This is a genomic window from Streptomyces sp. NL15-2K (genome assembly GCF_030551255.1).
GTDB lineage: Bacteria > Actinomycetota > Actinomycetes > Streptomycetales > Streptomycetaceae > Streptomyces.
Genome location: NZ_CP130630.1, coordinates 3379594 through 3405560, shown reverse-complemented (window position 1 = coordinate 3405560; position 25967 = coordinate 3379594). Strand labels below are relative to the sequence as shown.

General features: G+C 71.4%; 24 protein-coding genes and 1 pseudogene. 9 read left to right on the top strand and 16 right to left on the bottom strand.

The window, feature by feature from the left end:
- Nucleotides 1-6: 6 nt before the first annotated feature.
- The 3 genes from Q4V64_RS14925 to Q4V64_RS14915 all read right to left on the bottom strand — a co-directional run bounded on the left by Q4V64_RS14925 (nucleotide 7) and on the right by Q4V64_RS14915 (nucleotide 3033).
- The gene (locus Q4V64_RS14925; protein WP_124442637.1) at nucleotides 7-1002 is read right to left on the bottom strand and encodes an alpha/beta hydrolase; all 996 of its coding nucleotides are present in this window, start codon (nucleotides 1000-1002) and stop codon (nucleotides 7-9) included.
- Between the two features lie 229 nt (nucleotides 1003-1231).
- Complete coding sequence (locus tag Q4V64_RS14920) at nucleotides 1232-2143, bottom strand: 2-dehydropantoate 2-reductase (protein WP_124442638.1); 912 nt, start codon at nucleotides 2141-2143, stop codon at nucleotides 1232-1234.
- A gap of 83 nt (nucleotides 2144-2226) precedes the next feature.
- Nucleotides 2227-3033, bottom strand: coding sequence for an MBL fold metallo-hydrolase (locus Q4V64_RS14915; protein ID WP_124442639.1), 807 nt, complete (start codon nucleotides 3031-3033; stop codon nucleotides 2227-2229).
- Nucleotides 3034-3172: 139 nt separating this feature from the next.
- Between Q4V64_RS14915 and Q4V64_RS14910 the strand changes: the two genes are divergently transcribed.
- Nucleotides 3173-3403 (top strand): DUF2277 domain-containing protein, encoded by a 231-nt coding sequence (locus Q4V64_RS14910; RefSeq protein ID WP_124442640.1) that lies wholly within the window; start codon nucleotides 3173-3175, stop codon nucleotides 3401-3403.
- A 293-nt stretch (nucleotides 3404-3696) separates the two neighbouring features.
- Here Q4V64_RS14910 and Q4V64_RS14905 read toward each other — a convergent pair whose 3' ends face one another.
- The 5 genes from Q4V64_RS14905 to Q4V64_RS14885 form a co-directional block, all read right to left on the bottom strand.
- A complete protein-coding gene (locus Q4V64_RS14905) occupies nucleotides 3697-4305 on the bottom strand; it encodes a VTT domain-containing protein (RefSeq protein ID WP_124442641.1) in 609 nt (202 codons plus the stop codon).
- A gap of 235 nt (nucleotides 4306-4540) precedes the next feature.
- Nucleotides 4541-4993, bottom strand: a complete 453-nt coding sequence (locus Q4V64_RS14900; protein WP_124442642.1) for a DoxX family protein — start codon at nucleotides 4991-4993, stop codon at nucleotides 4541-4543.
- 90 nt (nucleotides 4994-5083) lie between these two features.
- Nucleotides 5084-6973, bottom strand: coding sequence for an FAD/NAD(P)-binding protein (locus Q4V64_RS14895; RefSeq protein WP_124442720.1), 1890 nt, complete (start codon nucleotides 6971-6973; stop codon nucleotides 5084-5086).
- A gap of 214 nt (nucleotides 6974-7187) precedes the next feature.
- Complete coding sequence (locus Q4V64_RS14890) at nucleotides 7188-8933, bottom strand: alkaline phosphatase D family protein (RefSeq protein WP_124442643.1); 1746 nt, start codon at nucleotides 8931-8933, stop codon at nucleotides 7188-7190.
- A 247-nt stretch (nucleotides 8934-9180) separates the two neighbouring features.
- Nucleotides 9181-9825, bottom strand: a complete 645-nt coding sequence (locus Q4V64_RS14885; RefSeq protein WP_124442644.1) for an HNH endonuclease family protein — start codon at nucleotides 9823-9825, stop codon at nucleotides 9181-9183.
- Nucleotides 9826-10252: 427 nt separating this feature from the next.
- Between Q4V64_RS14885 and Q4V64_RS14880 the strand changes: the two genes are divergently transcribed.
- Entirely contained in the window at nucleotides 10253-10834 is a 582-nt protein-coding gene (locus Q4V64_RS14880; RefSeq protein ID WP_124442645.1) for a TMEM165/GDT1 family protein, read from the top strand.
- Nucleotides 10835-11057: 223 nt separating this feature from the next.
- Nucleotides 11058-11717 carry an HAD family hydrolase gene (locus tag Q4V64_RS14875; protein ID WP_124442646.1) on the top strand — a complete coding sequence of 220 codons (660 nt, stop codon included), beginning with the start codon at nucleotides 11058-11060 and terminating at the stop codon, nucleotides 11715-11717.
- A gap of 30 nt (nucleotides 11718-11747) precedes the next feature.
- Here the strand turns inward: Q4V64_RS14875 and Q4V64_RS14870 are convergent, their stop codons facing one another.
- From Q4V64_RS14870 to Q4V64_RS54980, 3 genes and pseudogenes are all read right to left on the bottom strand, one after another.
- Complete coding sequence (locus tag Q4V64_RS14870) at nucleotides 11748-13142, bottom strand: peptidoglycan-binding domain-containing protein (protein ID WP_253267215.1); 1395 nt, start codon at nucleotides 13140-13142, stop codon at nucleotides 11748-11750.
- Between the two features lie 428 nt (nucleotides 13143-13570).
- On the bottom strand, nucleotides 13571-13882 hold the full coding sequence (locus tag Q4V64_RS14865; protein ID WP_303709987.1) for a hypothetical protein: 312 nt from the start codon (nucleotides 13880-13882) through the stop codon (nucleotides 13571-13573).
- 88 nt (nucleotides 13883-13970) lie between these two features.
- A pseudogene (locus tag Q4V64_RS54980) lies at nucleotides 13971-14147 on the bottom strand (peptidoglycan-binding protein); the annotation flags it as partial.
- A 174-nt stretch (nucleotides 14148-14321) separates the two neighbouring features.
- Here Q4V64_RS54980 and Q4V64_RS14860 point away from each other — a divergent pair.
- The 3 genes from Q4V64_RS14860 to Q4V64_RS14850 all read left to right on the top strand — a co-directional run bounded on the left by Q4V64_RS14860 (nucleotide 14322) and on the right by Q4V64_RS14850 (nucleotide 18090).
- Nucleotides 14322-16394, top strand: coding sequence for an MDR family MFS transporter (locus tag Q4V64_RS14860; protein WP_124442648.1), 2073 nt, complete (start codon nucleotides 14322-14324; stop codon nucleotides 16392-16394).
- A gap of 161 nt (nucleotides 16395-16555) precedes the next feature.
- On the top strand, nucleotides 16556-17248 hold the full coding sequence (locus Q4V64_RS14855; RefSeq protein ID WP_124442649.1) for a hypothetical protein: 693 nt from the start codon (nucleotides 16556-16558) through the stop codon (nucleotides 17246-17248).
- A 5-nt stretch (nucleotides 17249-17253) separates the two neighbouring features.
- Nucleotides 17254-18090 carry a hypothetical protein gene (locus Q4V64_RS14850; RefSeq protein ID WP_253267206.1) on the top strand — a complete coding sequence of 279 codons (837 nt, stop codon included), beginning with the start codon at nucleotides 17254-17256 and terminating at the stop codon, nucleotides 18088-18090.
- 39 nt (nucleotides 18091-18129) lie between these two features.
- Here Q4V64_RS14850 and Q4V64_RS14845 read toward each other — a convergent pair whose 3' ends face one another.
- On the bottom strand, nucleotides 18130-18540 hold the full coding sequence (locus tag Q4V64_RS14845) for a DUF1992 domain-containing protein (RefSeq protein ID WP_124442650.1): 411 nt from the start codon (nucleotides 18538-18540) through the stop codon (nucleotides 18130-18132).
- Nucleotides 18541-18620: 80 nt separating this feature from the next.
- On the opposite strand from Q4V64_RS14845, the gene Q4V64_RS14840 reads away from it, so the two are divergent.
- Nucleotides 18621-19013: a hypothetical protein gene (locus tag Q4V64_RS14840; RefSeq protein WP_124442651.1), complete on the top strand. Its 393-nt coding sequence runs from the start codon at nucleotides 18621-18623 to the stop codon at nucleotides 19011-19013.
- 60 nt (nucleotides 19014-19073) lie between these two features.
- Here Q4V64_RS14840 and Q4V64_RS14835 read toward each other — a convergent pair whose 3' ends face one another.
- Entirely contained in the window at nucleotides 19074-19745 is a 672-nt protein-coding gene (locus Q4V64_RS14835) for an O-methyltransferase (protein WP_124442652.1), read from the bottom strand.
- A 361-nt stretch (nucleotides 19746-20106) separates the two neighbouring features.
- On the opposite strand from Q4V64_RS14835, the gene Q4V64_RS14830 reads away from it, so the two are divergent.
- Entirely contained in the window at nucleotides 20107-22167 is a 2061-nt protein-coding gene (locus Q4V64_RS14830) for a bifunctional glycosyltransferase 87/phosphatase PAP2 family protein (RefSeq protein WP_124442653.1), read from the top strand.
- Here the strand turns inward: Q4V64_RS14830 and Q4V64_RS14825 are convergent.
- Nucleotides 22147-23382 (bottom strand): cytochrome P450, encoded by a 1236-nt coding sequence (locus tag Q4V64_RS14825; protein WP_124442654.1) that lies wholly within the window; start codon nucleotides 23380-23382, stop codon nucleotides 22147-22149. The two genes, Q4V64_RS14830 and Q4V64_RS14825, sit on opposite strands and share 21 nt — an antisense overlap.
- Before the next feature lie 203 nt (nucleotides 23383-23585).
- Between Q4V64_RS14825 and Q4V64_RS14820 the strand changes: the two genes are divergently transcribed.
- Nucleotides 23586-24755 carry a steroid 3-ketoacyl-CoA thiolase gene (locus Q4V64_RS14820; protein WP_124442655.1) on the top strand — a complete coding sequence of 390 codons (1170 nt, stop codon included), beginning with the start codon at nucleotides 23586-23588 and terminating at the stop codon, nucleotides 24753-24755.
- Here Q4V64_RS14820 and Q4V64_RS14815 read toward each other — a convergent pair.
- The gene (locus Q4V64_RS14815; protein ID WP_124442656.1) at nucleotides 24739-25023 is read right to left on the bottom strand and encodes a DUF397 domain-containing protein; all 285 of its coding nucleotides are present in this window, start codon (nucleotides 25021-25023) and stop codon (nucleotides 24739-24741) included. The two genes, Q4V64_RS14820 and Q4V64_RS14815, sit on opposite strands and share 17 nt — an antisense overlap.
- Complete coding sequence (locus tag Q4V64_RS14810) at nucleotides 24983-25831, bottom strand: helix-turn-helix transcriptional regulator (RefSeq protein ID WP_124442657.1); 849 nt, start codon at nucleotides 25829-25831, stop codon at nucleotides 24983-24985. The genes Q4V64_RS14815 and Q4V64_RS14810 overlap by 41 nt, the downstream gene beginning before the upstream one ends.
- Between the last annotated feature and the right edge of the window lie 136 nt (nucleotides 25832-25967).

The following is a 25967-nucleotide window of genomic DNA, read 5'->3' as shown; positions in this document are numbered from 1 at the left end:
GCGCCCTCAAGGCCGGGTCGGCAGGGAGGCCAGCCAGTCGAGCAGGTGGCGGTTGACCTCCTCGGGGCGTTCCTGCTGGATCCAGTGGCCGCAGCCTTCGAGGATGTGCGAGGCGTGCAGTGCGGGCAGGGTCGTGGGAAAGGCGGCGATCGCGTCCGACAGCCAGGTCGTCGAGGCGTCCAGGGCTCCGCCCAGGAACAGGGACGGCTGGGTGACGGGGGCTCCGGCGAAACCGGCGAGGTCCTTCCAGTCGCGGTCCATGGCGCGATAGCGGTTCAGGGCGCCGGTGAGGCCCGTGCGCTCGAACTCCCCGGCGTAGACGTCGAGATCGTCCTCGCCGAGCCAGGAGGGGCGGCGGCCGGTCGGGAAGCGGTCGCGCAGGGTGGCGCCGGGGCTCACGAAGTGGGGGTCGGGGGCGCCGGGCGCGGGCAGGGTGTCGGCGGACAGGGCGGCGTAGAAACCGGCGAGCCAGCCGCGTACGTCGGGTTCGATCTCGCGCTCGGCCCGGCCGGGCTCCTGGAAGTAGGAGACGTAGAACTCCTCCTGACCGCCGCCCAGTTGGGCGAAGACCTCGGTGGGCCGAGGGCCGCCGGGTGGGGTGTAGGGGACGCTCAGCAGGCCGACCGCGCGGAAGACGTCGGGCCGGAGCAGCGCGGAGTGCGCGGCGACGGTCGCGCCCCAGTCGTGTCCGACGACCACCGCGGAAGTCTCGCCCAGGGCCTCGACCACGGCGACGTTGTCCGCCACCAGGTCGAGCATCCGGTACGCGTCCACCGCGTCCGGCTTCGAGGAGCGCCCGTAGCCGCGCACGTCGACGGCGACCGCGCGGTGGCCGGCGGCGGCCAGGACGGGGAGCTGGTGACGCCAGGAGTACCAGGACTCCGGGAATCCGTGCAGCAGCAGGACCAGCGGCCCGCTTCCCTGCTCCACGGCGTGGATACGGCCAGCCGGGCCGGGGAGCAGGTGGTGGGTGACATCGGTGAGCTGGGCGGGGTGCGGCATGCGTCCTCCGTGCGGGCGTCTTGCGAGCTTCCTGCGGGCGTCGTACGGGCGTCGAGGGCACCGCTACGCGCGCGGGCGCCGGTGCTGCGGCTCGTACGGCGATCCTGCGGGCAGGGGCGCGACGGGGGCGAGCGTTGTTGCCGGTTCGGCAAACCGCTCCCGCGTGAAGCCGGGCATGGTCAGACTGTTCCGAGGCCGTCAGCGCCCTCGCCCACCGACCAGCGACCGGTCAGTGACCGGCGCCCCTCAACTCCCTTACGACACGCTCCGTTACGGGCACATCCACCCCGTGCCGCTCCGCCGCGCGCAGCAACGCGCCGCCGATCGCGTCGAGTTCGAGCGGGCGGCCGGCTTCCGCGTCGCGCTGCATCGACGACTTCATCTGCGGGGGGAAGGCGTCGTAGCGGGCCAGGGCCTGGGCCGGGTCCGCCGGGCCGCCGCACGCGGCGCTCACCGCCGCCGTCTCCTCCACCAGGGCCGTCAACTCCTCGCGGTGGTGCGTGCGTACCTCGCCCAGCGGGAGACCGTGACGGGTCGTGAGCAGCGCGAACGGTGCCAGGAACGACATCTTCGCCCACAGCGCCGCCGACTCGTCGGCCAGCACGCGGGTGGTCGGACCGGCGGCCGTGAGCGCCTGCGCCAGGGCGTCGAGGCGCTCCTTGGGTACCTCGTCACCGGTCAGGTCGACCTCGGTGAAGGGGCTGCCGTGCTCGATCACCCCCGGTGCGACACGCGTCGACTCGACGCGGATGACGGCGGGGGCGACGCGGTCCGGGCGGTAGCAGGCGCGCAGGGTCGCCGGGTGTTCGACGCCGTTGAGGAGCGGTACGACCAGGCCGTCGCCGAGGGGCTCGGGCGGGAGTCGGTCGAGCGCGGCGTCGAGGGAGGTGTGCTTGACCGCGACCAGGCAGGCGTCCACCGGCTCGCGCAGCGTGGTGTCCGCCTCGACACGGGCCGTGAAGTCGCCGAACTGCCCGCTGTGGACCCGGATTCCGTCCGTGCGCAGGGTCTGGGCCGTCTTCTCGCCGGCCAGGCAGATCACCCGGTGCCCGGCCCGGGACAGCAGTGCGGCGAGCAGGCCGCCGGTGCCGCCGGGGCCGAGGACGGCCACGGTGAGTTCGTCGTGCGCGTCGTACGCCATGATGCGGGGTTCCTCTCGTCGGTCGGCCCCAGGACGGTGGCCGCCTCGGGGAAGATCATCGCAGGGGTCACACGGTTACAAGGTCACAGGGTCACGGAAGCCCCGGGAGCGAGCAGGTGCAGGCGCTCGGAGAGGCCCGCGTCGGCGAAGGCCCTCGTCAGGGTGGTGCCGTCCTCGGTGAAGTGGGCCCAGTGCTCGAAGTGCAGCGGTACGACGTGCCGGGCGCCCAGGATCGTCGCGGCCTCGGCCGCCTGCGCGCTGGTGAGGGTGAGCGGGGCGTCCGGGACGAGAGGGGTGCGGGCCGCTCCCGCGAAGAGGAGCGCCACGTCGAACGGGCCCTCGCGGTCGGCGATTTCGCGGACCAGGTCCAGGGAGGCGTTGTCGCCGCTGACGTAGATCTTGGGCAGGTTCTCGCCGGACAGGACGAAGCCGGTGACCTCGCCGACGAGGGGTTCGGAGCCCTTGGGGCCGTGCAGGGCGGGGACGGCGGTGACGCGGAGGGCTCCGCCGGTGGGGCGGGGGAGGTCGATGTGGGTCCAGGTGGGGAGGGGGCGGACGGGGGCGCCCATGCGGTCGTGGGCGGAGGCGGTGGAGAGGGTGAGGGGGGCCTGGGTGACGTAGGTACGGCCGCTGGTGTCGAGGTTGTCCGGGTGGTGGTCGTGGGAGAGGAGGACGGCGTCGACCGGGCCGAGGTCGTGGGTGGGGCTGGGGCTGGGGTCAGGGCCGGGGCGGGGGAGTGTTGGGCCGGTGGTCTTTGTCAGCTTGCGGGAGCCGATGGGGTAGTCGCCGGGGGCGTCGAAGGTGGGGTCGGTGAGGAGGCGGAGGTCGGGGAGGGTGAGGAGGGCGGTGGGGCCGCCTATGTACGTGATCTCCAGGGGTGCGGTGGTCATGGGGGGTCCCGGTGGTCGTGTTGGTCGTGGTGGTCTTGGCGGTGGTCTTGGCGGTGGTCGTGGTCATTGTCGGAACAATTGTGCGGATGGTTGGGGGTATTCCCCGGCGGTCTTCGCCGTTGGGGGCGAGACTGGTCGTATGTGCCGCAGTATCAAGACGCTTCGTCCGCCTGTGTTGCCCGAAGAGGCGACGGAGGAAGAGATTCGGGCCGCTGCCCTGCAGTACGTGCGGAAGGTGTCCGGGTTTCGGGCGCCGGCCGCGCACAACCAGGAGGTGTTCGATCGGGCCGTGGATGTGATCGCGGAGGCTACGGCTGAGTTGTTGGCCGGGCTGGAGGTGCGGGGGGTGGCTGCGCGTAAGGCTGGGTAGCGCGGGCCGGGGTTTCGCGGTGGCCCGGCGTGGGTGCTGGGCGGGGGCGGGTCGCGCAACCCGGCGCGGGATGACGGCGTCGGCTGGGCCGGATCGCAGGGGCGCCTCCTTCCCAGCCCCCAGGCGTGGGTGCTGGGCGGGGGCGGGTCGCGCAACCCGGCGCTGACGGGGTGCCGCCTGCGCCCACCCGTGCCGCCCTAGGCGGCACGAATGCCCGCAGCTGACGGGCAGTGGCTGCCCGCGGCCAACGCGGAAGGCTGCCTGCGGCTAACTCGGAGTGGCTGCCCGCAGGGTTAGGCGGGCTGGCGGCGCATTACATACGCCGCCCCTGCCCCCGCTCCGAACAGCGCCAGTACCGACACCCCCGTCGCCAGCCACGTCGTGCCCAGCCATTGGGCGCCGAAGTAGCCGAGGGCGACGCTGTAGGCGGCCCAGGAGAGGCCTGCCAGGGCGGACCAGGGGAGGAAGTCGCGGGCTCGGCGGTGGGCGGCGCCGGCGCCGAGGGAGACGACCGAGCGGCCGGCCGGGGCGAAGCGGGCGAGGACGACCAGCGCGCCGCCGCCGCGGGCGAGGGCTGTGCCGAGACGTTCCTGCGCGGTGGTCAGCCGGCGGGAACGGGCGATCGCGCGGTCCAGGCGGTCCCCGCCGCGCCAGGCCAGGCGGTACGCCACCAGGTCGCCCAGCACGGACGCGGTGGTGGCGCAGAGGATGAGGGCCAGGATGTCGGGCACCTCGTGCGGGACACCGCCCGTCGCCGCGCCGGAACCCGCGGCGGCGGCCGTCGCGGCCGTGATGACCAGGACGCCGCTGGGCAGGACCGGCACGAAAACGTCGAGGAGGACCGAGAGGGCCACCGCCGCGTAGATCCAGGGGCTGCCGGTCAGCAGCCCCACACTCTCCATATTTGCCAGACTTTCAAGCACCGCAAGCTCCCCGTGATCCCCCGTGGCACAGACCCAGGCCGTGCCGCGGTGTCGCGGGAGAGCGGCAGGGGCGGCCCATAACAGCCATACAGCGTACGCCGGGGGTGTGACAGGAGGTTCACGGGGGGCTCGTGTGTTCGGCACGGCATGTTCACCCGGCCCGGCAGGCCGATGGCCAGGCCGATGACCGCGCCGAAGCGGTCATGCGAGAGGATCAGGCGGCCACCGGCCTGTGGTCCGCCGCCGGCTTCTCCGTCGCCGTGGAGCGCTTGGCGAGCAGCCGGTCCAGGCCCAGGGCGCCGGAGCCGGTGAAGACCAGCAGCAGGAAGGCCCAGCAGAACATCGCCGCGGCCTCGCCGCTGTTCTCCATGGGCCACAGCGCGTTGGGCTGGTGCATCTTGAAGTACGCGTACGCCATCGAACCCGAGCAGATTAACGCCGCGACCCGCGTGCCCAGACCCAGCAGCACTAACGAGCCGCCGACCAGCTCGATGACGCCCGCGTACCAGCTGGGCCAGGTGCCGCTGTCGACCGTGCCGCCGCTGCCGTCGGCGCCTCCGAGGACTCCGAAGAGCTTGGCGGCTCCGTGGCAGAGGAAGAGCAGGCCGACCACGATCCGGAACAGGCCGAGCGCGTAGGGCTGGGCGCTGTTGAGACGTGCGGTCATGGTGGGGGGTACTCCTTCGGTTGAGCCGGTCCGTGAGGTGGTGGACCGGTCTGGGGACGGAACCGAGCGAGTCACCCACGTTAGGAGTCCCTAACTGACGCTTTCAAGTTCAACATTTGGACATTGGTTTGCCTCTTCTTGCCCTTGCGTTTCAGCCGCCGCCGCGCGTAGAGCAGCTCTCGCCACCGCGTCCGCATCCGAAAGCGTGACCGAATCCACGCCAGGCCTGGCCCCCGCCGCCGTCACCCAGTGCACGCCTTCCGTGGGCACCCCGAAGGCGAACCGCCTTGGGTGCGCGCGGCCTTGACGGTCCATCAGGCGGTACGGCCGCTCCGTCACGTCCAGTCCGCCCGTTTCGTACCCGTCCACGACGTGCGGTCGGCACTGGCCGGTCTTCAGGAGCCGGGCGAGCAGATCGTCGGCCGTCCGCCGCAGTTCCGGTTCCGGAAGCCGCGCCTCGATGAGCGTCGTGACGCGTACGGCGGAACTCGGCACGTCGGGGGAGTGCGCCACCCACGCCCCGTCCTCCTCGCGGACCTCCAGCCCGGGCCCGAGCACCTCCACCACACCCGCCTCCACCAGCGCGACCAGCTCCTCGACGCGCCGCCGGGGCGGGCCGATGGACAGGAAGGCGTTGAGCGGGGTGTACCAGCGGTCCAGATGGTCCCGGCGGGAGGCGCCCGCCAGCCCGCCGTGGTCGACGATCTGCCGCAACTCGTTGCGCAGGTCCCGCAGCACGTCCAGGGCCGCCTTCAGGGGGCCGGCGACATTGCCGAGGGCGGCCTGGGCGGCGTCCTCGCGCAGATGCGCCAGCAGCCAGTCCCGCCACGCGTCCGGGCCGGCGAAGTCCTGCCCCGCGTACGGGCGGCACATCCGGTCCCACGACCAGCGGTCGGCCGGCGGCACGCCGAACTCGTCCAGTACGGCGGCCTCTTGAGCGCTGCCGTGCGCGGTGGCCAGGAACCGGTCCCTGAAGTCGGGAGCCGCGAACTCCGTGGCTCCGACCATCGCCTCGTAGTAGACCGTCTCCACCTCCTTCGCCACCAACGGCCATATCTCCGCGAGGAAGTCCGGGGCCTCGCCGGAGTCGGCGCGCTTGCGGAAGCGGGCGATCACCTCGTCGGTGAGGACGAGCGGGAGGTGACGGCCGTAGGGGCCCTTCGCGTTGTCGCCGCGTGCCTGGTACGGGATGCCGCGCCGCGAACCGGCGTACAGGCGCGGCTCGCGGCCGGAGGGCAGGTAGCGCAGCCCCTGGCCGTCGGGTATGAAACGGCCGCCGCGGCCGGTGGTCAGCAGGGCCGTGTGGTCGAAGAAGTTGAGGCCCAGGCCGCGCAGCAGGACCGATTCGCCCGGTGGTACGGCGGACAGGTCGACGTCGGCCGGGTTGGCGGGCGGTGTGTAGCTCAGGCCGTGGCGTTCGGCGTACGCGGCGAGCCGTCGCCCGGTCGTGTCCGCGACCACCGGCAGATGGCCCTGGGCGAGGACGACGGCGGACAGGCCGGGCAGGGTGCGGCCGTCGTCGAGGGTGAGTGACTGGCGGCCGTCGGGGCCGTCGTCGAGCCGTACCGCCCGTGCCGCGTGCGTCTCGACGTGCACGGCGGGCGGCGCCTCGCGCACCGTCCGCGCGAACACCCACTCCAGGTACCGGCCGTAGTGCGCGCGCGTCGGGTACGCGTCCGGGTCCAGCGCGCCTGCCGCCCACTCGTACAGGCTCGGGCCCGGCCGGATCGGCCCCGAGCAGTCCACGCTGTCGTCGGTGAACAGGGTCACCTGCGAGGACACGGTGTTCATCAGCAGCTCGGGCGACTGCGCGGTGCGCCAGACGCGGCCGGGGCCGGGCGGTGCCGGGTCGACGACGTGGACCGTCAGTCGTGCGCCGGGCGGGAGGAGTTCCGGCGCGGAGGCGCAGAGACGCTCCAGAACGCTGGTGCCTCGGGGACCGGCGCCGACCAGGGCGACGGAGACGGGCACGTGGTCCATGGTCGGTGCGGGCAAGGGTGTTACTCCCGGGCGTGGGGGGCGCGTGGCGGAGCCGGCTCGTGGCCGAGGGGGCGGCACACCGCCCACGGGAAGCGGACGGTCCGCCTCATCATGCCGTCGGGAGTGGGGGGAGCCGAGACCGGGGGACCAGGACTGTGGGGCGCGTCACGAGCATCTCGTGTCACGGGTGCAACAAACGGACGCAACAGGCGGATTACGGGACGAGATCGGACTCCGTGACCGTCACCAGCCGCGGCTTCCCGTCCCGTACCTCGCGCGCCTGATCCAGCCGCAGCCGGGCCGAACGCCCCCGCAGTGTCAGTGTCATGAGCTGGTTGCCGAACCAGGGGCCGCCCGTCCGGCGCCAGTCGATCGGCGGCTTCGGGCAGCCGCCGTGCCCGGCGAAGCGCCGGCCGAGGGCGCGGGCCACCGCGCTCCACCCGAAGCGGAAGCCGAGCCGGATCGACAGGGGGATGGAGTTGTGGACGGGGGAGCAGGTCAGCTGGAGGACGCGGGCGTCAGGCGGACCGGAAAGCGAACCGGAAGGCGAACCGGAAGCCGAATGCGAACCGGACCGCGAACCGGAAGGCGAACCGGAAGCCGAATGCGAACCGGACCGCGAACCGGACCGCGGACCGGCAGGCCACTTCGGCTCGGCCACATACGCGTGGTGCACGTCCCCGGACAGCACGAGCACCGTCGACGGCGCGTCCGGTCCCGTGCCGGCCTCGGCGAGCAGCGCCGCCAGGGCATCGAAGGACGCCGGGAAGGCCGCCCAGTGCTCCAGGTCGGCCCGCCGCCGCAGGTCCTCCCCGAAGCGGGCCCAGCGGGCGCCCTTCTCGCCCCGGCACAGCGCCGCGTTCCACGCCTCGGCGTCGTGCACCAGGTGCGGCAGCAGCCAGGGCAGGGAGGTGCCGATGAGGAGGTGGTCGTAGGAGCCGGGCTGGTCCAGCGCCTGCTCGCGCAGCCACCGCGCCTCGCCCGGGTTGAGCATCGAGCGGCTCTCCTCGTCCAGTACGCGGGCCGCCCGGGTGTCCACCATCAGCAGGCGGACGCGGCCGAAGTCGCGCCGGTAACTCCAGCGCACCGAGGCCGGGTCGGCGTCGGCCTCGGCGGCGAAGGTACGTAGTAGGTCCGTGCCGTCGGGGGTCTCGCGCACGGCCGCGTAGAGCGGGTCGGCGGCCAGTTCGTCCGGCGAGAGGTTGCCCAGGTGCTGGTGCACCCAGTACGACATCAGGCCGCTCAGCAGCCGCTCCTGCCACCAGTCGGTGGCCCGCATGTCGGCGAGCCAGGCGGCGGAGGTGTTCCAGTCGTCTATGACGTCGTGATCGTCGAAGATCATGCAGCTGGGCACGGTGGACAGCAGCCAGCGGACCTCGGGGTCGAGCCAGGACTCGTAATAGAGGCGGGTGTACTCCTCGTAGTCCGCCACCTCGCTGCCCGGCGGGTCGCTCAGATCGCGGCGGGCGGCCAGCCAGCGGCGGGTGTCGTCGGAGGTCTCGTCGGCGTACACCTGGTCGCCCAACAGCAGCAGGACGTCCGGGCGTTCACCGCCGGGGTCGTCGGCGATCCTCGCCGCGAGGGTGTCCAGGGCGTCGGGGCCGACCGTGTCCTTCCCGTCGGCCGGCGGGGCGGCCCAGCGGCAGGAGCCGAAGGCGACGCGGACGGGGTCGCCGTCGGCCGGGGTGCGGATGACGGAGTCGGGGAACGGCGAGTCGGGCAGCGGCCACACGCGCGTGCCGTCGAGGAAGACCTCGTACGGCTGTGTCGTGCCCGGGGTGAGGCCGGTCACCGGGACGAGGGCGTAGTGATGGCCCTCGACCTGGAAGGTGCCGCTCTCACCGCCGGCGCCGTCCGCGCAGCGCACCTCGGCGGCGCACGGACGGCTCGTCTCGACCCAGACGGTCGCGGACGAGCCGTCCGCGTATCTCAGCAGTGGTCCCAGGCGCAGTTCCGCCACGTGATCGCCCGCCCTTTTCTCTGGTCGGGTTCGCCTCCGGGGCGCCTCAGCCGGTGTCGAGACGGCGATCGTGCTCAGCCCTTCGGGCCTCCGCGCGTTCGCCGTCTCGACACCGGCGCGCCCCTTCGGCTCGCCCTCCTCCGTCGCCCCGTACGGTACGGAACGTCGGAGGTGAGCGGGGAGGTTCCGAGGATCACGGTTTGGGGATCCCCGTGTGCGGATCTTGTGTCGCCTGTGTCGTCTTGGGTCAGCAGCTCGCGAGGTAGTTCGTGAGCGCGCTCTTCTCGGCCGAGTCGACCGAGAGGTCGTAGTAGTACTTCACCTGGACCCAGGCGCGTACGTAGGTGCAGCGGTAGGTGGTGCGCGAGGGCATCCAGGTGGCCGGGTCCTGGTCGCCCTTGGCCTGGTTGACGTTGTCCGTGACGGCGATGAGCTGCGGGCGGGTCAGGTCGTTGGCGAAGGACTGGCGGCGGGAGGTGGTCCAGCTGTCGGCGCCGGAGTCCCAGGCCTCGGCGAGCGGGACGAGGTGGTCGATGTCGACGTCGGAGGCGGCGGTCCAGGTCGCGCCGTCGTAGACGGAGTACCAGCTGCCGCTGGTGGCGGCGCAGGAGGAGTCCTGGACGACGTTCGTGCCGTCGCGCTTGAGGACGACCTCGCGGGTGTTGCAGGAGCCGGACTGGGTGATCCAGTGCGGGAAGAGGTCACGGTTGTAGCCGGTGCGGTCCTCGGTCGCGACGGTGAGCGAGGCGAGGTAGGTGCGGGCGGTGGCGGCGCTGACCGGGGTCGGGAGGGCGGCGGAGGCGGTCGGGCCGTTGAAAACCGCGATCGAGGCCATGACTCCGGTGAGCGCCGCGAGTATGCTGAACCGTCGACGCGCGTAGAACTTCGGCATGCGAACTCCCTTGGGGTGTGGGGGCGTTGCGGTGCGAGCGAGGGAATGCTCGCCGCGCCGTGTTGCGGGGAGGTGTGCGTACGGTGAGAAGTTAATGACGTGCGCATGACACGACAAGGGTTCGGGCGACATGGGATCCGGAGCGGGGTCCGGCATGGGGGCCGGCGCGGGGCGTCGCGTACCATGGACGGCGCAGAAGGGGAGTAGCTCTTCGCCGGACCGTCGACATACTGCTCAGCTCGCCTGAGCCGGCGCCCGGAGGCGGATCCTTTTACGGATCGGCCAGCGAGACCTTCGGCAAGCAGTGCACGCCCGTGCCGTACGGCACGGGTGCCGTGTGTGCTGTCGTGCCGAGGTGTCGCGAAAGCAGTCGTAGCGACTTTGTGCAGACTCTCGGTGGGGCAGCCCCTTACCGATTGAGGAACCCTTGATCAGCTTCAGCGTGACGGCGCTCGTCTTCGGCGTCGTCTTCCTCGCCGAGCTGCCGGACAAGACCGCGCTCGCCGGGCTCGTCCTCGGCACTCGCTACCGTGCCTCGTACGTCTTCGCCGGCGTCGCCGCCGCCTTCGCACTGCACGTCGCCCTCGCCGTGGCGGCCGGCAGTGTGCTGACGTTGCTGCCGCAGCAGATCGTGAGCGCGCTGACCGGCGTGCTCTTCCTGGGTGGCGCCACGGTGCTGCTGATGAAGAAGGACGAGAGCGAAGAGGAGGTCCGCAAGCCGGAGGACCAGTCCTTCTGGAAGGTCGCCGGGACCGGGTTCATGCTCATCCTGGTCGCGGAGTTCGGCGACCTCACGCAGATCATGACGGCGAACCTCGCGGCCCGTTACGACGATCCGCTCTCCGTCGGCCTCGGTGCGGTGCTGGCGCTGTGGGCGGTGGCCGGGCTCGGCATCGTCGGTGGCAAGGCGCTGATGAAGAAGGTGCCGTTGCGGCTCGTCACCCAGGTCGCGGCGCTGTTGATGCTGGGGCTCGGGGTGTGGAGCCTGTGGGAGGCGGTCAGTGGCTGAGGCCGGCCGTCAGGGGCTGAGGCCGTCGGGCGAGCTGAACTGTGTGTGAACTGTTCCGGGAGACGGTGGCGTAATGCGGCTCGGTTTTGTACCGTGAGGGAACAAAGTGGCTCCCGCCCGTTTTCCCTGACCGGCGGGCGGGACCACCTTGTTCCTTCGAGGGCCACCTGTACCCCTTGTTCTCGCGTTGTTCTCGCGTTCTTCTCGCGCCTTGGAGCTGCCGATGACGGCCACCGCCGTGCTCACCGCCCGCGCCCTCCTGCTGGACATGGACGGCACCCTCGTCAATTCCGATGCCGTGGTCGAACGGATCTGGCGGCGCTGGTCCGAGCAGCACGGGCTGGACAGCGGCGAGGTCATGAAGGTCATCCACGGCCGGCAGGGGTACGCCTCGATGGCGCTGCTGCTGCCCGGCCGGCCCATGGAGCAGAACCACGCCGACAACGCGCGCATGCTGGCCGAGGAGACGGCCGACATGGAGGGCGTGGTCGCGGTGCCCGGCGCCCCGGAGTTCCTCGCCTCCCTGCGCGGGCTGCCGCACGCGCTCGTCACCTCCGCCGACGTCGCGCTGTCCACGGCGCGGATGGCCGCCGCGGGCCTTGACCTGCCCGACGTCCGCGTCACCGCCGAGTCGGTCGGCGCGAGCAAGCCCGACCCCGAGGGCTTCCTCAAGGGCGCCGCCGAGCTGGGCGTCGCGCCCGCCGACTGCGTGGTCTTCGAGGACTCGGGCGCCGGTATCCAGGCGGGGCGCGCCGCGGGGATGCGGGTGGTGGGGGTCGGGCCGAGGGCCGGGTTCCACCGGCCGGACCTGCTGGTGGAGGATCTGCGGCAGGTGCGGGTGGAGGCGTTGGGGGACGGGACGATTCGGCTGTACGTGGGCTAGGACCGCCGGGTTTTCTACGGCTGGCTGCTGCTATGGCGCCTTCGTCTCCGACTCGAGCCTGGTCCGTGTCGGGTGGTCGTACACCCCGAGGTTGTCGGTGCCGACGCCACGCGACCACTGGAAGTTGCGCAACGCGTCCTCGACCTGGGTGCTGAAGTCGCCGTCGATCTCGCCGTTGTAGAGGTACAGCTGGCGCAGGCGCTGCTGGAGTTCGGTGACTTCGGGTCCCTGGTCGCCGCGGCGCAGGACAGGACTGCCCTGGCGGCTGTCCTCGGCGCCCTCCGCGGAACCGCCGCCTGCCTCGGAGCCGCCGCCTGCGGAGCTCGTCGGGGTCTGCGTCGGCTCGGCCGACCGGGTCGGGGTCGGCGAGGCGCTGGTCGCGGACGCCGACGGTGACGCGGAGGGCGATGGGCTCGTGCTGGCGGACGGGGACGGTGAGGCGGACGTCGGCTGCGTGGACGGTGTCTCCTCGGACGGGGAAACGGACGCCGCGCTGGTCGAGGGCGCCGGGACGGCCGCCCGTACGTCCTTCGGGGGTGCGCCCTCCCGTGACGGGGTCTCGTAGGCGAACAGCCCGCTCGCCAGCCCGGCGGCCGCCACCACCGCGACGACGGCTCCCCCGACGCCGATCGCGGTACGGCGCCGACGCCGAGGCCGCTCGTCGTTCCAGTCGTTCCCCGTGGGTCCCGAGACGGCGGGGCCGCTGCCGGCGCCCGCCTCGAACAGCCGCAGGTCGGTGACGTTGGGCCTTACCGCCAGGGGTGCCAACGGGGTCGGGAGCACGGAGGTCGCGTCGGTGGCGGGGAGGTCGGTGGTGGCGTCTACGGCGGGGTGCGCGGTGGTGGCGTTGGTGCCGGGGCGCGGGGGGAGTCCGTTTGTCACCGGAAGCGCGGTGGTGGAGTCGGTGGTGGGGTGTGTGCCGCTCGTGTTGGGGTGTGTGGGGCGCGTGTCTGGGGTGGGAAGCGGGGCGGTGGTGTCCACGGTGGGGTGCGCGGTGGTGGGGTCGTTGGCGCGGCGCGGGAAGACCCCGTTCGTCACCGGAAGCGTGGAGGTGGCGTCCACGGCGGGACGCGCGTCGTCGTCCTCTACGCGGGGGAGCACGACGGTGGCGTCCACATCAGGCGATGCGGTGGGCGGTGTGGCAGGCGGCGTCGTGTGGGCGGTGGTCCGCAGTGCGGAGGGCGATGGCATACGCGGTGCGTCGGGATCGACGACGCGCAGCGGCATGGTGGCCTCGGCCGGCGGCACGTCCGGCACGTCCGGCACGTCCGGCACGTCCGGCACGTCCGGCACGTCGATCCTGGGCACCCCGGTCCTACCGGGCGCCCCGGTCACGCCCGGACCCTGATGGGCCTCGCCGACCTCGGGCACCCGGTCGGGCCGGTGGCTCTCGGCCGTCCGGCCGGGCCGGCTGCCTGCGGGCACGTGGCCGCTTCCGTTGCCCCTCGGCGCCGGATCGCCCCCTCCACGCCCGGCCTCCGGTTCTGCCGTGCGTCCGTCGGCCGTCGGGTGAGCCGCGTGCCCGTTCTCTGCTCGGTCAGCCGATCGCCCGCCGGCCGCCGGGTCAGCCGCGCGTCCGCCAGCCGCCGGGTCGGCCATGTGCCGCCCAGTCGCGCGGTCTGTCGCAGGTCCTTCAGCCGCCGGTTCTGGCGTGCGTCCGCCGGTCGTCGGGTGAGCCGCGTGCCCGTTAATTGCTCGGTCAGCCGGTCGCCCGCCGACCGCCGGGCCAGCCGCGCGCCCGCCAGCCGCCGGGTCGGTCAGGTGTCGCCCAGCCGGTCGCCCGCCGACGGCCGGGCCAGCCGCGCGTCCGTCAGCCACCGGTTCTGCCGCGCGTCCGTCAGCCGCCGGCTCGGTCACGTGTCGCCCAGCCGCGCGGTCTGTCGCACGTCCTTCAGCCGCCGGTTCTGTCGCACGTCCCTCAGCCGCCGGTTCTGTCGCACGTCCCTCAGCCGCCGGTTCTGCCGTGCGTCCGTCAGTCGTCGGGTGAGCCGCGTGCCCGTTAACCGTTCGGTCAGGCGGTCGCTCGCCGGCCGCCGGGTCAGCCGCGCGTCCGTCAGCCGATCGCCCGCCGGCCGCAGGCTCGGCCGCACGTCCCTCAGCCGCGCGGTCACCCGCACGCCCGTCAACCGCCGGCTCACCCGCACGCCCGTCAACCGCCGGCTCACCCGCACGCCCCCCGGCCCCCGGCCCAGCCGAGTGCCCCTCGCTCCCGCGGCCCTCGACCCCTCGTTCCTCCCCCTCAACCGGCGCCGCCAGCTCGACATACGGCCGTATCCGCAGCGGATCGAAGTCCTCCGCCGCGGCCGCCTCCGCCGTGCGCGCGTCGCGCAGGGCGTCGGACGCTCGGCGGCCGCAGGCGCACGACGGGGTGTTGTCGGCTCCCCTCGGCGCTGCGCACTCCGGGCACAGATGACCCTTCGGCTCGTTCACGCGTTCGTCCCTCCCCTCGCGAACATCCCCCCGCGACCTCCAGAGATTATGCAGATCTCCTCCACACCGTCTCCCGTGCGCCCCCGGAACGTCAGCTTCCAAAAGGACTCAACAGGCCATAACTGGTCACACCGATCACGATGGAACTCGTAACGAGACCCTCGGGAGGTCTTCATGGCCGAGGACGCGCAAGGCGTGACCCCAGGCACGGCGCAAGACCGCACGGGACAAGTGCGCGACGTTCGGGACGAGCACGTGCCCGGCAACGTGCTCGTCTCGATCGGCGCCCTGCTCCTCGGGATGCTGCTCGCCGCCCTGGACCAGACCATCGTGTCGACCGCGTTGCCCACCATCGTCAGCGAACTCGGCGGCATGGACCACCTGTCCTGGGTGGTCACCGCGTACCTGCTGGCCTCGACCGCCGCGACCCCCCTGTGGGGCAAGCTCGGTGACCAGTACGGGCGCAAGACGCTGTTCCAGATCGCGATCGTGATCTTCCTGATCGGCTCGGCGCTGTGCGGCGCCGCGCAGGACATGTTCCAGCTCATCGGCTTCCGGGCCCTGCAGGGCCTCGGCGGCGGCGGGTTGATGGTGCTGTCGATGGCGATCGTGGGGGACCTCGTCCCGCCGCGCGAACGCGGGCGATATCAGGGGCTGTTCGGTGCCGTCTTCGGGGCGACCAGCGTCCTCGGCCCCCTCCTCGGCGGGCTGTTCACCGAGCATGTGAGCTGGCGCTGGGTCTTCTACGTCAACCTGCCCGTCGGCGTCGTCGCCCTCGCGGTCATCGCGACCGTCCTGCGCATCCCGCGCAAGTCCATGCCGCACGTCATCGACTACCTCGGTACGTTCCTCATCGCGTCCGTCGCCACCTGCCTGGTGCTGGTGGCGTCCCTGGGCGGCACGACCTGGAACTGGGGCTCGCCGCAGATCGCGGGCCTCGCCGTCCTGGGTGTCGTTCTCGCCGTCGTGTTCGTGGCCGTCGAGCGGCGGGCGGCCGAACCCGTCCTGCCCCTCAAGCTGTTCCGCATCCGCACCTTCACGCTCTCCGCCGTCATCAGCTTCGTCGTCGGCTTCGCGATGTTCGGCGCGATGACCTATCTGCCGACCTTCCTCCAGGTCGTCCAGGGCGTGAGCCCGACCCTGTCCGGCGTGCACATGCTGCCGATGGTGTTCGGTCTGCTGCTGGCGTCGACCGTCTCCGGGCAGATCGTCAGCCGGACCGGCCGCTGGAAGGTGTTCCCGATCGCCGGCACGGGTGTCACCACGCTCGGTCTGCTGCTCCTCCATCAACTCGACGAGCACAGCTCCACCATCGAGATGAGCGGCTACTTCTTCGTCTTCGGCCTCGGCCTCGGCCTGGTGATGCAGGTCCTGGTCCTCATCGTGCAGAACGCCGTCTCGTACGAGGATCTCGGCGTCGCCACCTCCGGCGCGACCTTCTTCCGGTCCATCGGCGCCTCATTCGGCGTCGCCATCTTCGGCACGATCTTCGCGGGCCGCCTCGGCGAGAAACTGGCCGACGCCTTCCGGGGCGCCCAACTGCCGCCCGGCGTCTCGGTGGACGCGCTGGAGGCCGACCCGCGGGGCCTGGCCGCCCTCCCGCCCGCGCTGCGCCCCCCGGCCGTGCAGGCGTACGCCTCGTCCATCACCGACGTGTTCCTGTACGCCGCTCCCGTCGCCCTTCTCGGCTTCGTGCTGGCCTGGTTCCTGAAGGAGGACCGGCTGCGCGGCTCGGTCACGGCGCCCGACGTCACGGAGACGCTCGCCAGCAACCCGGTGGAGCGGTCGTCGCACGACGAGGTGTGCCGGGCGCTGTCGGTGCTGGGCACGCGGGAGGGCCGCCGCGAGATCTACGTCAAGATCACCGAGCGGGCGGGCTACGACCTCCTGCCCGGGGCGAGCTGGCTGCTGCTGCGGATCAAGAAGTTCGGCCGGGTCGAGCCGGCCGTGCTCACCGAGCACAGCACCGTCCCGCTGACCGTCGTCATGGAGGCCGGTCGCCAGCTCGAGGAACGGCACCTCGCCCTCCGCACGGGCCTCGACCTCGTCCTGACCGAACAGGGCCGCGAGGTCGCCGAACGCCTCGCACAGACCCGCGAGGAGTCCCTGGCCGAACTGCTCGGCGACTGGTGGGCCCCGGACCGGCCCACCGACCTGGCCCAGCTGGTGAAGGAGCTGAACGAGGAGCTGTGCGGCTCCGACGCGGAACGCCCGCAGGACGAGCGCGCGATGCCACACCTCACCTGAGCCGCTTGCGGAACCAGTGACATGCGCCATGCAGCCGCTCGCCGGATCGACACGCCATCGCGACGGATTTCGGGGGCCGTTTGAGCGGGCCCGGCCGGGCTACCCGGTCGGCGTCCGGCTCGTACGGAGAGTCGGTTGGGTCGAGAACCCGGAAGGCATTCATGTCCACTGGCGTGATCATCGCTCTGATCGTGATCGTGGCGGTCGTCGTCATCGCCGCGGCTGTCCTGATGACCCTGCGGGCCCGGCGCGGGCCCGGCGGCCAGCACCTGAAGCGGCGCTTCGGGCCCGAGTACGACCGGGCCGTGGCCCGGCACGACGGGGACGCCAAGGCCGCCGAGCGCGAGCTCGCCGAGCGCGTGGAGCGGCACGGATCGCTGCGCGAGCGGTCGCTGGAACCGGCACAACGTGAGCAGTACGAGGCCCGCTGGACGGCCGCCCAGGAGCGCTTCGTCGACTCGCCGCAGGAAGCAGTGGCCGAGGCGGACCGGCTCCTCGCCGAGCTGGCCGGTGCGCGGGGCTTCCCGGACGGCGGGCAGTACGAGGAGCAACTCGCCGCGCTGTCCGTGCACCACGCGGACCATGTGCACGGCTATCGGCGCGTGCACCGTGTCGCCCGCGTGGGCGTGGGCGGGTACGGGGAGCACGACGGCGGCCGGGCCGGCACCGAGGAGATGCGTGAGGCCATGGTCGAGGCCCGGGCCCTGTTCGAGGACCTGGTGAGCCCGGTCCGGCACCGGGCGGAGTCCCGGACGTCCGTCGTCAAGCCCACCGTACGGTCCCACGGCGGTCCGGCGCACGCCCGCGGCCACCACATGGCGTGGGGATTCCGGCGCCACGCGAAGGGGAGTTGAGCGACATGACGGACGCGACGATGGGCCCGGGCCCCGAGGGCACCCCGCGCGAGAGCAAGTCGAGGGGCAACGCGGCACCCCCCGTGGCACCGGACCATGACCGGACGACGGGCAGTCCCGCGAAGGGCAGTCCCGCGGTGCCCGCGGCGGGCAGTCCCGCGAAGGGCAGCCCAGCGGCGGGCAGCCCGGCGACGCCCGCGGCAGGCAGCCCCGCGACCGGCAGCCCCGCGACGAGTGACCCGGCGACGGTGGCGCCTCGCCACGGCGGTGGCGAAACGGCGCCGGGAGGTGACACAGCGCTCGGCGTGCCCGGTGGCGGGCTCGGTGGCGAGACGGCCACGGGCCGGGACGGCGCCCTGAACGCGTCGGGCACCTCGGGACTGGCGGGCACCCCCGACCGCGCGGGCCCCTCGCATCCCCTCGGCGCCACCGCCCGCGAGGGCTCAGGCACCCCCGACCGCGCGGGCCCCTCGCACCCGCTCGGCGCCACCGCCCGCGAGGGCTCAGGCGCTCCCGGCCGCGAGGCCCCCGGCACCCCCGACACCCCCGGCACCCCGCTCCTCCCGCACGAGGAGTCCGACAAGCTCGCACTGCGGCTTCAGCACGCGATCGCCGGGTTCGTGGACGGGCCGCGGGACGCCGTTGAGGAGGCCGATCATGTGCTGGAGGAGGCCGCCTCCCGGTTCACCGATGCCGTGACGCAGCGGCGCCGTACCCTCCGCATGTCCTGGCAGATGGCGGAAGGCGGCGCCGGCAAGCCCGCGACATCCGCCGACACCGAACAACTCCGCCTGGCCCTGCGGGACTACCGCGAACTCGCGGAACGCCTGCTGCGCCTCTGAACGGCGCTACAAACAGCGGAAACAGCGCTACAAACAGCGCTACTCCTCCGCCGCCCGGCCCTCCCGCCACTGCCGTACGACCTCCTCGACGTCGTACGGCCTCAGACCCAGCGGGGGGCCGGGCGGCGGCTTGGCCACGTGGTCGCGGATCTTGACGTTGAGGTCCTCGACGAGTTTGCGGACGATCCGCTCGGAGGGCGCCTGCGCGGCCGCCGCGAGCACGTCCTCGGCCTCCTTGCGCAGCGCCAGCGCGGGCGGCAGCACCGACCAGCCCTCGCGGGCCATCTTCCGTTTGATCCACCACAGTTCGTCGTACGGCGCGTCGGTGACGCCCGGCAGCGGCTTGCCCGCGCCCGGCAGCCGGTCGAACGCGCCGCGCTCCTCCGCCTCACGGATCTGCCTGTCGACCCAGGACTCGAACGGAACTCCGGGTGGCTTTCGCTCGGTCATGAGTCCATTGTGCCGGACGCGTTGAGCCCGGGGGAATTATCATTCGGCGGCTGAGTAAGGACACTTCAGGAGGAGCGCACGTGCTCGAACTCACCATGGCCACCGTCTCCGCGGCGGAGGAGGGCGCCACGGCCGGCATGCTCATGGCAGACGCGCCCAGTGACCCGGGCGCACTGCTGCGGGTGGGCCGGGACAAGTCGGTGTGCCGGCTGGCCACACCCGACGACTGGCTGTTCGTCTCCCGCGTCCACCTGGAGTTCCTGTGCGGCCCCGAAGGCACCTGGCAGGTGACCTGGCTGCAGGGCTCCCAGCCCGACCCGTCCTCCGAGGTGCGGCTGACCGTCGGCGAGTACACCCAGCCCCTCGCGTACGGCGGCACGGTCCCGCTGCCCCGGGGCGGCAGCGGGGAGATCGTCATCCACGACCGCACCGCCCCGCGCAGCGTCAACGTCGGCTTCTACCACGAGGTCTGAGCAACTCTGAACAGAAAACCCCAGCCCTCACTCTGACCAAAAAACCAAAAAAACCCAGCCCTACGCCAGCACCCGCGCCATCGCGAACCCGTCGTACCCCTTGCCGCCCACCGTCTGGATCGCCGTACCGCTCAGCCTCGGGTGCTTGCCGATCAGTTCGATGGCGGTGCGGGTGCCCTGGATGTCCGGCGCGGTGCTGTCCGCGTCGGCGACCCGGCCGCCGCGCACCACGTTGTCGACGACGATCAGGCTGCCGACGCTGGTCAGCTTGAGGGCCCACTCGACGTAGTGCGGGTTGTTGGCCTTGTCGGCGTCGATGAAGACCAGGTCGAAGGGGGCCGGGTTCTCGTCGGCCAGCTGGGGCAGCGACTCCAGTGCCGCGCCCACCCGCACCTCGACCTGCTTGTCGAGGCCCGCGCGGGCGATGTTGCGGGTGGCGACCTCGGCGTGCCGGGGGTTGTACTCCAGCGAGATCAGGTGGCCGTCGGCGGGCAGCGCGCGGGCCAGCCAGATGGTGCTGTAGCCGCCGAGAGTGCCGATCTCCAGGATGGTGCGGGCGCCCTGGAGCTGGACCAGGAGCTGGAGGAACTTGCCCTGGGGCGCCGTGACGTTGACGGGCGGCAGCTCGGCCGCCTCGCTGTCGCGCAGGGCGGCCTCGAGGGCCTCGTCGTTCCGGGCGAGGTGGGTGGTGAAGTAGTCGTCGACGTCGTCCCAGAGCTGCGACTCGCTCATGCACCTGTGCCTTTCCTATGTCTAGTTAGGTCAGCTAACTAGCTGTGCTAATGAATATAGTCGCGTGCCGGTTCCCTGTCAGTGTCCTCCCGCCGACCGCTTCCGGCCCATCGGCCCATCGGCCCATCGGCCCGGGCGTCGGCACCACTTGTGATCTTTCTCGCGCCCAGCGGAGGCAACCACACCACCACCCGACTATCGTCTTTGGAACAACGTCATTGGGACAAAAGGAGAACGGACGTCAGGTGAAGAGGGGGTTGCCTGCGTCTCTCTCCGGGGGTGGTGCGAGCCTCTTAGGGCTCGTAATGGAAAACCGACGCGTGTGACGCGTGGGACGAACGGGGCGGGAGGCCGACGAGGCGTGGCGAATGCGGAGCACAGTGGGCGACCGGCGGAGGCTTTCGGAGCTACGGCCGTCGGAGCGACCCAGGCACGCCTGCGCCTGGCGCGGCTCGGCCTGTGGCTGGTCGCGGCCGTCCTCGCCGTACGACAAGTGGCCGTCGTCCTCAGTACCCCCCGGGGGGAGCGGCTGACCGACCTGGAGACCTGGGTCGGTCCGAACGGCGTCCTGCATGTGAACGGCTCGCTGTACGACTCGACGCGGTTCACCGGCACCCCTTTCGGCGGGCTGGTCATGAAACCGCTGACCAGAGCCGCCGAGCAGGCCCTCGGCTGGGGCTGGACCTTCGGCACGCTGCTGCTGGTCGTCGCCCTCGGCCTGATAGCCGCCCGCGCCCTGCCGCAGCCGGTGAGCAGACGGACCTCCCTGCTCGCCGCGCCCGTCGCGGTCAGCCTGCTCATGCTGTCGCTGCCGGTGCGCAACACCCTCTGGCTCGGCCAGACCAGCATCATCCCGGTCCTGCTCGTGCTGCTCGGCTGCTTCGCCGTACGCGGCCAGCGGGCCAGCGGCCTGCTCATAGGCTTCGCGGCGGCCCTTCAGCCGACCGTGCTGCTCTTCGCGCCCCTGCTGTGGTTCACCGGTCGCCGTAAGGCGTCCCTCGCCACGGGCATCACGTTCGCCGGATGCACCGTGCTCGCCTGGGCGGCGATGCCCCACGACTCGTACACCTACTGGGTGCACCACATGGCGGGCGTCGGCCTCGGCGGACCGGCCGACGACCTCGCCAACCAGTCGCTGCACGGCGCCCTGCTCCGGATGGGCCTGTCCGGCCCGCTGGAGATCACCCTCTTCCTCCTCCTCGGCGCGACCGTCGCGGTCCTCGGCGTGCGCCGGGCGGTTCGCTACGCGGGCGACGGGCAGCTCCTGCTCGCCGTGGCGATCACCGGCTGCGCCGCGATCGCCGTCTCCCCGACCACCTGGCAGCACCAGCTGCTGTGGGTACTGCTCGCGGTCGTCGGCCGGGTCGGCAAGCGGGCCTCCGACCGGTACGTGTGGCCGGTCGCCGTCGTCCTGGTGATGACACTGCCGGCGAAGATGATGCTGCCGAACATGCCGGCGCTGTACGCCCTGCGTGACAACGTGGTGCTGCTCGCGGCCCTGGCCGCCGCGACCCTCCTCCCGTTCCTGTCCCGCACGTCGCCGTACTACCAGTCACCGATCCCGACGGAGTTCGCGGAGCCGGTCCCCGCCCGCTTCAAGCGTGTCCCGCTCCTGCCCTTCCTCCGCCGGGTCCTCACTCGCCCGAACCTCCTGCTGGAACTGCTCCTCATCCGCGTCACATACGCCGCCTACCAGCGGGTGAGACTCGCGGCCACCGGCGGCAGCAACTCGGAGGGCCGGGCGCGGGCGGAGGACAACGGCCACGAGATCCTCGATATGGAGCGCTGGCTCCACATAGACATCGAGCACTGGGCCAACCACGCCGTGGTGAAGGTCGACTGGATCCGCGACTTCTTCGACTTCTACTACGAGTCCTTCCACTTCGTCGTCCCGCTGAGCGTCCTCGGCGTCCTGTACTGGCGCAGACCGGTCGACTACCGCTGGGCCCGCGCGTCCCTCGGCTTCACCACCCTGCTCGCCCTGGTCGGCTTCTGGCTCTACCCGCTGGCCCCGCCCCGCCTGATGCCGTCGCTCGGCATCATCGACACCGTGCACGGCGTCCAGGACTTCTCCCAGCCGGACTACGGCACCCTGACCGCCCTCACCAACCAGTACGCGGCGATGCCGTCCCTGCACTTCGGCTGGTCCCTGTGGTGCGGCCTCGTCATAGCGATCATCGCCCCGAAGTGGTGGATGAAGTCCCTCGGCCTGCTGCACCCCTTCTTCACGGTCACGGCGATCGTGGTGACCGGCAACCACTGGGTCCTGGACGCGGTGGGCGGGGCGATGGCCGTGGGGGCGGGCTTCGGGCTCGCCTATCTGTTCCAGGGCCCGAGGGCGCGTACGACCGAACGGGCCGACGGCGCCGGGAAGCCGTCGGCCCGAGTTCCCACGGATACGTCAGCCCGCGCTGACCTGTAGTTCCTTCACCCCGTTGATCCACGCGGAGCGCAGGCGGCGCGGATCGCCCGTCGGTTTCAGGTCGGGCATCGCGTCGGCGATCGCGTTGAAGATCAGGTCGATCTCCAGGACCGCCAGGGACTTGCCGAGGCAGAAGTGCGGGCCTCCGCCGCCGAAGCCGAGGTGGGGGTTGGGGTCGCGGGTGATGTCGAAGGCGTCCGGGTTCTCGAAGACCTCCGGGTCGTGGTTGGCGGAGGCGTAGAACAGCCCCACCCGGTCGCCCTTCTTGATCTGCTTGCCGCCCAGTTCCGTGTCCTGGGTGGCGGTGCGCTGGAAGGAGTTGACGGGGGCCGCCCAGCGGACGATCTCCTCCGCCGTCGTCGCCGGGCGCTCCGCCTTGTACAGCTCCCACTGGTCGGGGTGGGTGAGGAAGGCGTGCATGCCGTGGGTGATGGCGTTGCGGGTGGTCTCGTTGCCCGCGACGGCCAGCATCAGCACGAAGAAGCCGAACTCGTCCGAGTTGAGGTTCCCCTCGTCCTCCGCCGAAACCAGCGTCGTCACGATGTCCTTCGCGGGGCACTGCTTGCGGTCGGCCGCCATGTTCATCGCGTACGCGATGAGTTCCGTCGCCGACTCCGCGCCGACCTCCTCGGTGATCGCGTACTCCGGGTCGTCGTACGAGATCATCTTGTTGGACCAGTCGAAGATCTTGGCCCGGTCGTCCTGCGGGATGCCGATGAGCTCGGCGATGGCCTGGAGGGGCAGCTCGCAGGCGACCTCGGTGACGAAGTCGAAGGAGCCCGAGCGGGCGCGGGCCTCGGTCACGATCGCGTGGGCGCGGGCGCGCAGGCGGTCCTCCAGCGCCCGTATGGCGCGCGGCGTGAAGACCCGCTGGACGATCTGGCGGACCCGGGTGTGTTCCGGCGGGTCCATGTTCAGCAGGATCAGCCGCTGCGCGTCGATCGCGTCGCGCTCGATGTGCTCGTTGAAGCGGATGATCGCCGTGTTGAGGTACGAGGAGAACAACTCGGGGTGCGTGGAGACGTACTTGACGTCCGCGTGCCGGGTGACGGCCCAGTACCCCTCGTCCTGGAAGCCGGCGAGATTGGGCGGCTGGGGGACCCAGCGGACCGGTTCGGCCCGGCGCAGCTCGGCGAACTCCGGCAGCGGGACACGGTGTTGCAGCAGATCGGGGTCGGTGAAGTCGAACCCGTCGGGGAGCGCTGGACAGGGCATCGGCAACTCACTCCAGCTTCTGACGGCTCATCAGGAATAGAGCTGCCGTGAAGGTAGTAACGGGTTCTACAAGTAGCAAGGGATGCGGCGCCCTCAATTGCCCGCACGCCTCTTGCGGTTGCGGGTGGCCGGTCAGCAGACTGCATACAGAACTAGAACACGTACTAGTTCCGAGGGCTGTTCGGAGGAGAGGATCCGCACCCATGGCCGCCGAACCCGTGATCGTCGAAGCCGTACGCACCCCCATCGGCAAGCGCGGCGGCGCGCTCGCCAACCTCCACCCCGCCTATCTCCTGGGCGAGACCTACCGAGAACTCCTCGGCCGCACCGGCATCCCCGCCGACTGCGTCGAACAGATCGTCGGCGGCACGGTCACCCACGCCGGCGAACAGTCCATGAACCCCGCGCGCACCGCCTGGCTGACGGTCGGGCTGCCGTACGAGACGGCCGCGACGACGGTCGACGCCCAGTGCGGCTCCTCGCAGCAGGCCTCCCACATGGTCGCCAACATGGTCGCGGCGGGCGTCATCGACGTGGGGATCTCGTGCGGCGTCGAGTCGATGTCACGCGTGCCGCTGGGGTCGGGGTCGAAGCACGGGCCCGGGAAGCCGTTCCCCGACGAGTGGAATGTGGACCTGCCGAATCAGTTCGAGGCGGCGGAGCGGATCGCGAGGCACCGTGGGCTGACCCGGGAGAACGTCGACTCGCTGGGGGTGACCTCCCAGGAGCGGGCCGCCGTCGCCTGGTCCGAGGAACGGTTCAAGCGCGAGACCTTCGCCGTCCAGGTGCCCACCACGGAGGACGAGCAGCGCGCAGGGCAGGGCATGTGGCGGTCGGTGGAACGGGACGAGGGCCTGCGCGACACATCGATGGAAGCGCTGGCGAGGCTGAAGCCGATCATGCCTACGGCCGTTCACACGGCGGGCAACTCGTCGCAGATCAGCGACGGCGCGGCGGCCATCATGTGGGCCTCGAAACGGATGGCCCGTGCGCTGAAGCTGCGGCCTCGCGCGCGGATCGTCGCCCAGGCGCTGGTCGGCGCCGACCCGCACTTCCACCTCGACGGGCCGATCGACGCGACGCGCGCCGTGCTCGGCAAGGCGGGCATGTCCCTGAAGGACATCGACATCGTCGAGATCAACGAGGCGTTCGCGTCGGTGGTGTTGAGCTGGGCGCAGGTCTTCGAGCAGGACCTGGCGAAGGTGAATGTCAACGGCGGCGCGATCGCGCTCGGGCACCCCGTCGGAGCGACGGGGGCCCGGCTCATCACGACGGCCCTGCATGAACTTGAGCGCGCCGACAAGGAGTTCGCGCTGGTGACGATGTGCGCCGGTGGCGGCTTGGCCACCGGGACGATCATTCAGCGGCTGTAGTCGTCGTCCAGGTGACGAAGGTGGTGAACGCGGCGGGGTCGAGGGTGAGGATCGGTCCCGCCGGGTTCTTGGAGTCGCGGATGGCGATGGTGGAGGTGGCGGTGGCTTCGGCGATCTCCACGCAGTTGCCGCCCTGGTCTCCGCTGTACGACGACTTGCGCCAGGTCAGGGGGCCGAGTGGGGCGCATTCGATGCACGAGCCGCCCTGGTCGCCGCTGTACGACGACTTACGCCACTGAGTCCTCGTCGGAATCGCGTTGTTCTCCATAGCGTTCCTCCATCACTCGCCGGATCAGCTCCGCCGAGTCCTTGAGGGAGAGTGCGGCGGCTCGGAGATGATCGTAACGGAGTGAGCAGTCCTTGACGGTGTCCGGGTTCGCGGTTGGATGTCCGGTGCCGTACCCCTCGGTATAGACGATGGTCGGATCGCTCGCGAAGCGGAAGAGGTCGAACGAGCCTTGCAGGCCTGAGTGCACTCCGGCCGTGAACGGCAGGATCTGGATGTTGATCCGGGGATTGTCCTCGAACGCCAACAGCTGAGCCAGTTGACCCCGCATGACCTCCGAGCCGCCGATCTCCTGGCAGAGTGCGGCCTCGCTGATGACAGCCCAGAAGACCGGCGGCTCCTCCTTCTCGAAGATGCGTTGACGGGCGAGCCGTACGGCGGTGCGGTCGTCGAGGTCCTCCTGGTCCAACGCACCCAGCACGGCCCGCGCATACGCTGTGGTCTGCAGAAGACCATGCACCAGGTGCGTATGAAACGTGCAGATCTCCGTCGCCCGCGCTTCCAGCTCCGCCACTTCGCGAAACCAGGCCGGAAGTTGACTCCGCATCACGAGGTCGACGAGCCGGAACAGCAACCCTCCGGTCCCCAGCGCGGCGTCCACCCGTTGGCTGAACTGTGGCGTCGGCAGCTTCCGTGCCGTCTCGATCTGGCCGACCATCGAGCCGGTGTAGTTGACGATGTCGCCGAGCTGCCGTTGTGTCAGCCCGGCGGCTTCCCGATGTCGCCGCAGCTCGAAGCCGTAGTAATCGAGCGGCGAGGCGCCGGGATCGAGAGCGTTGATGTTGGTCACGCGAGGCCCCCTCTCGGGCAACTCGGTCCACTGCTGAACCAGTTGTGTCTGTTCGGTAGCCCAGCGTAGTTACGCGAGGTCACGCTCGTCTCGTGAACGCATACATTCCCCCCGTGCATGGGGGACCCGCCCCCGT

Excerpts from the sequence above, each read along its gene's own strand:
- Q4V64_RS14925 (WP_124442637.1), bottom strand. The coding sequence starts at position 1,002 with ATGCCGCACCCCGCCCAGCTCACCGATGTCACCCACCACCTGCTCCCC.
- Q4V64_RS14920 (WP_124442638.1), bottom strand. The coding sequence starts at position 2,143 with ATGGCGTACGACGCGCACGACGAACTCACCGTGGCCGTCCTCGGCCCC.
- Q4V64_RS14915 (WP_124442639.1), bottom strand. The coding sequence starts at position 3,033 with ATGACCACCGCACCCCTGGAGATCACGTACATAGGCGGCCCCACCGCC.
- Q4V64_RS14910 (WP_124442640.1), top strand. The coding sequence starts at position 3,173 with ATGTGCCGCAGTATCAAGACGCTTCGTCCGCCTGTGTTGCCCGAAGAG.
- Q4V64_RS14905 (WP_124442641.1), bottom strand. The coding sequence starts at position 4,305 with ATGGAGAGTGTGGGGCTGCTGACCGGCAGCCCCTGGATCTACGCGGCG.
- Q4V64_RS14900 (WP_124442642.1), bottom strand. The coding sequence starts at position 4,993 with ATGACCGCACGTCTCAACAGCGCCCAGCCCTACGCGCTCGGCCTGTTC.
- Q4V64_RS14895 (WP_124442720.1), bottom strand. The coding sequence starts at position 6,973 with ATGGACCACGTGCCCGTCTCCGTCGCCCTGGTCGGCGCCGGTCCCCGA.
- Q4V64_RS14885 (WP_124442644.1), bottom strand. The coding sequence starts at position 9,825 with ATGCCGAAGTTCTACGCGCGTCGACGGTTCAGCATACTCGCGGCGCTC.
- Q4V64_RS14875 (WP_124442646.1), top strand. The coding sequence starts at position 11,058 with ATGACGGCCACCGCCGTGCTCACCGCCCGCGCCCTCCTGCTGGACATG.
- Q4V64_RS14860 (WP_124442648.1), top strand. The coding sequence starts at position 14,322 with ATGGCCGAGGACGCGCAAGGCGTGACCCCAGGCACGGCGCAAGACCGC.
- Q4V64_RS14855 (WP_124442649.1), top strand. The coding sequence starts at position 16,556 with ATGTCCACTGGCGTGATCATCGCTCTGATCGTGATCGTGGCGGTCGTC.
- Q4V64_RS14850 (WP_253267206.1), top strand. The coding sequence starts at position 17,254 with ATGACGGACGCGACGATGGGCCCGGGCCCCGAGGGCACCCCGCGCGAG.
- Q4V64_RS14845 (WP_124442650.1), bottom strand. The coding sequence starts at position 18,540 with ATGACCGAGCGAAAGCCACCCGGAGTTCCGTTCGAGTCCTGGGTCGAC.
- Q4V64_RS14835 (WP_124442652.1), bottom strand. The coding sequence starts at position 19,745 with ATGAGCGAGTCGCAGCTCTGGGACGACGTCGACGACTACTTCACCACC.
- Q4V64_RS14825 (WP_124442654.1), bottom strand. The coding sequence starts at position 23,382 with ATGCCCTGTCCAGCGCTCCCCGACGGGTTCGACTTCACCGACCCCGAT.
- Q4V64_RS14820 (WP_124442655.1), top strand. The coding sequence starts at position 23,586 with ATGGCCGCCGAACCCGTGATCGTCGAAGCCGTACGCACCCCCATCGGC.
- Q4V64_RS14815 (WP_124442656.1), bottom strand. The coding sequence starts at position 25,023 with ATGGAGAACAACGCGATTCCGACGAGGACTCAGTGGCGTAAGTCGTCG.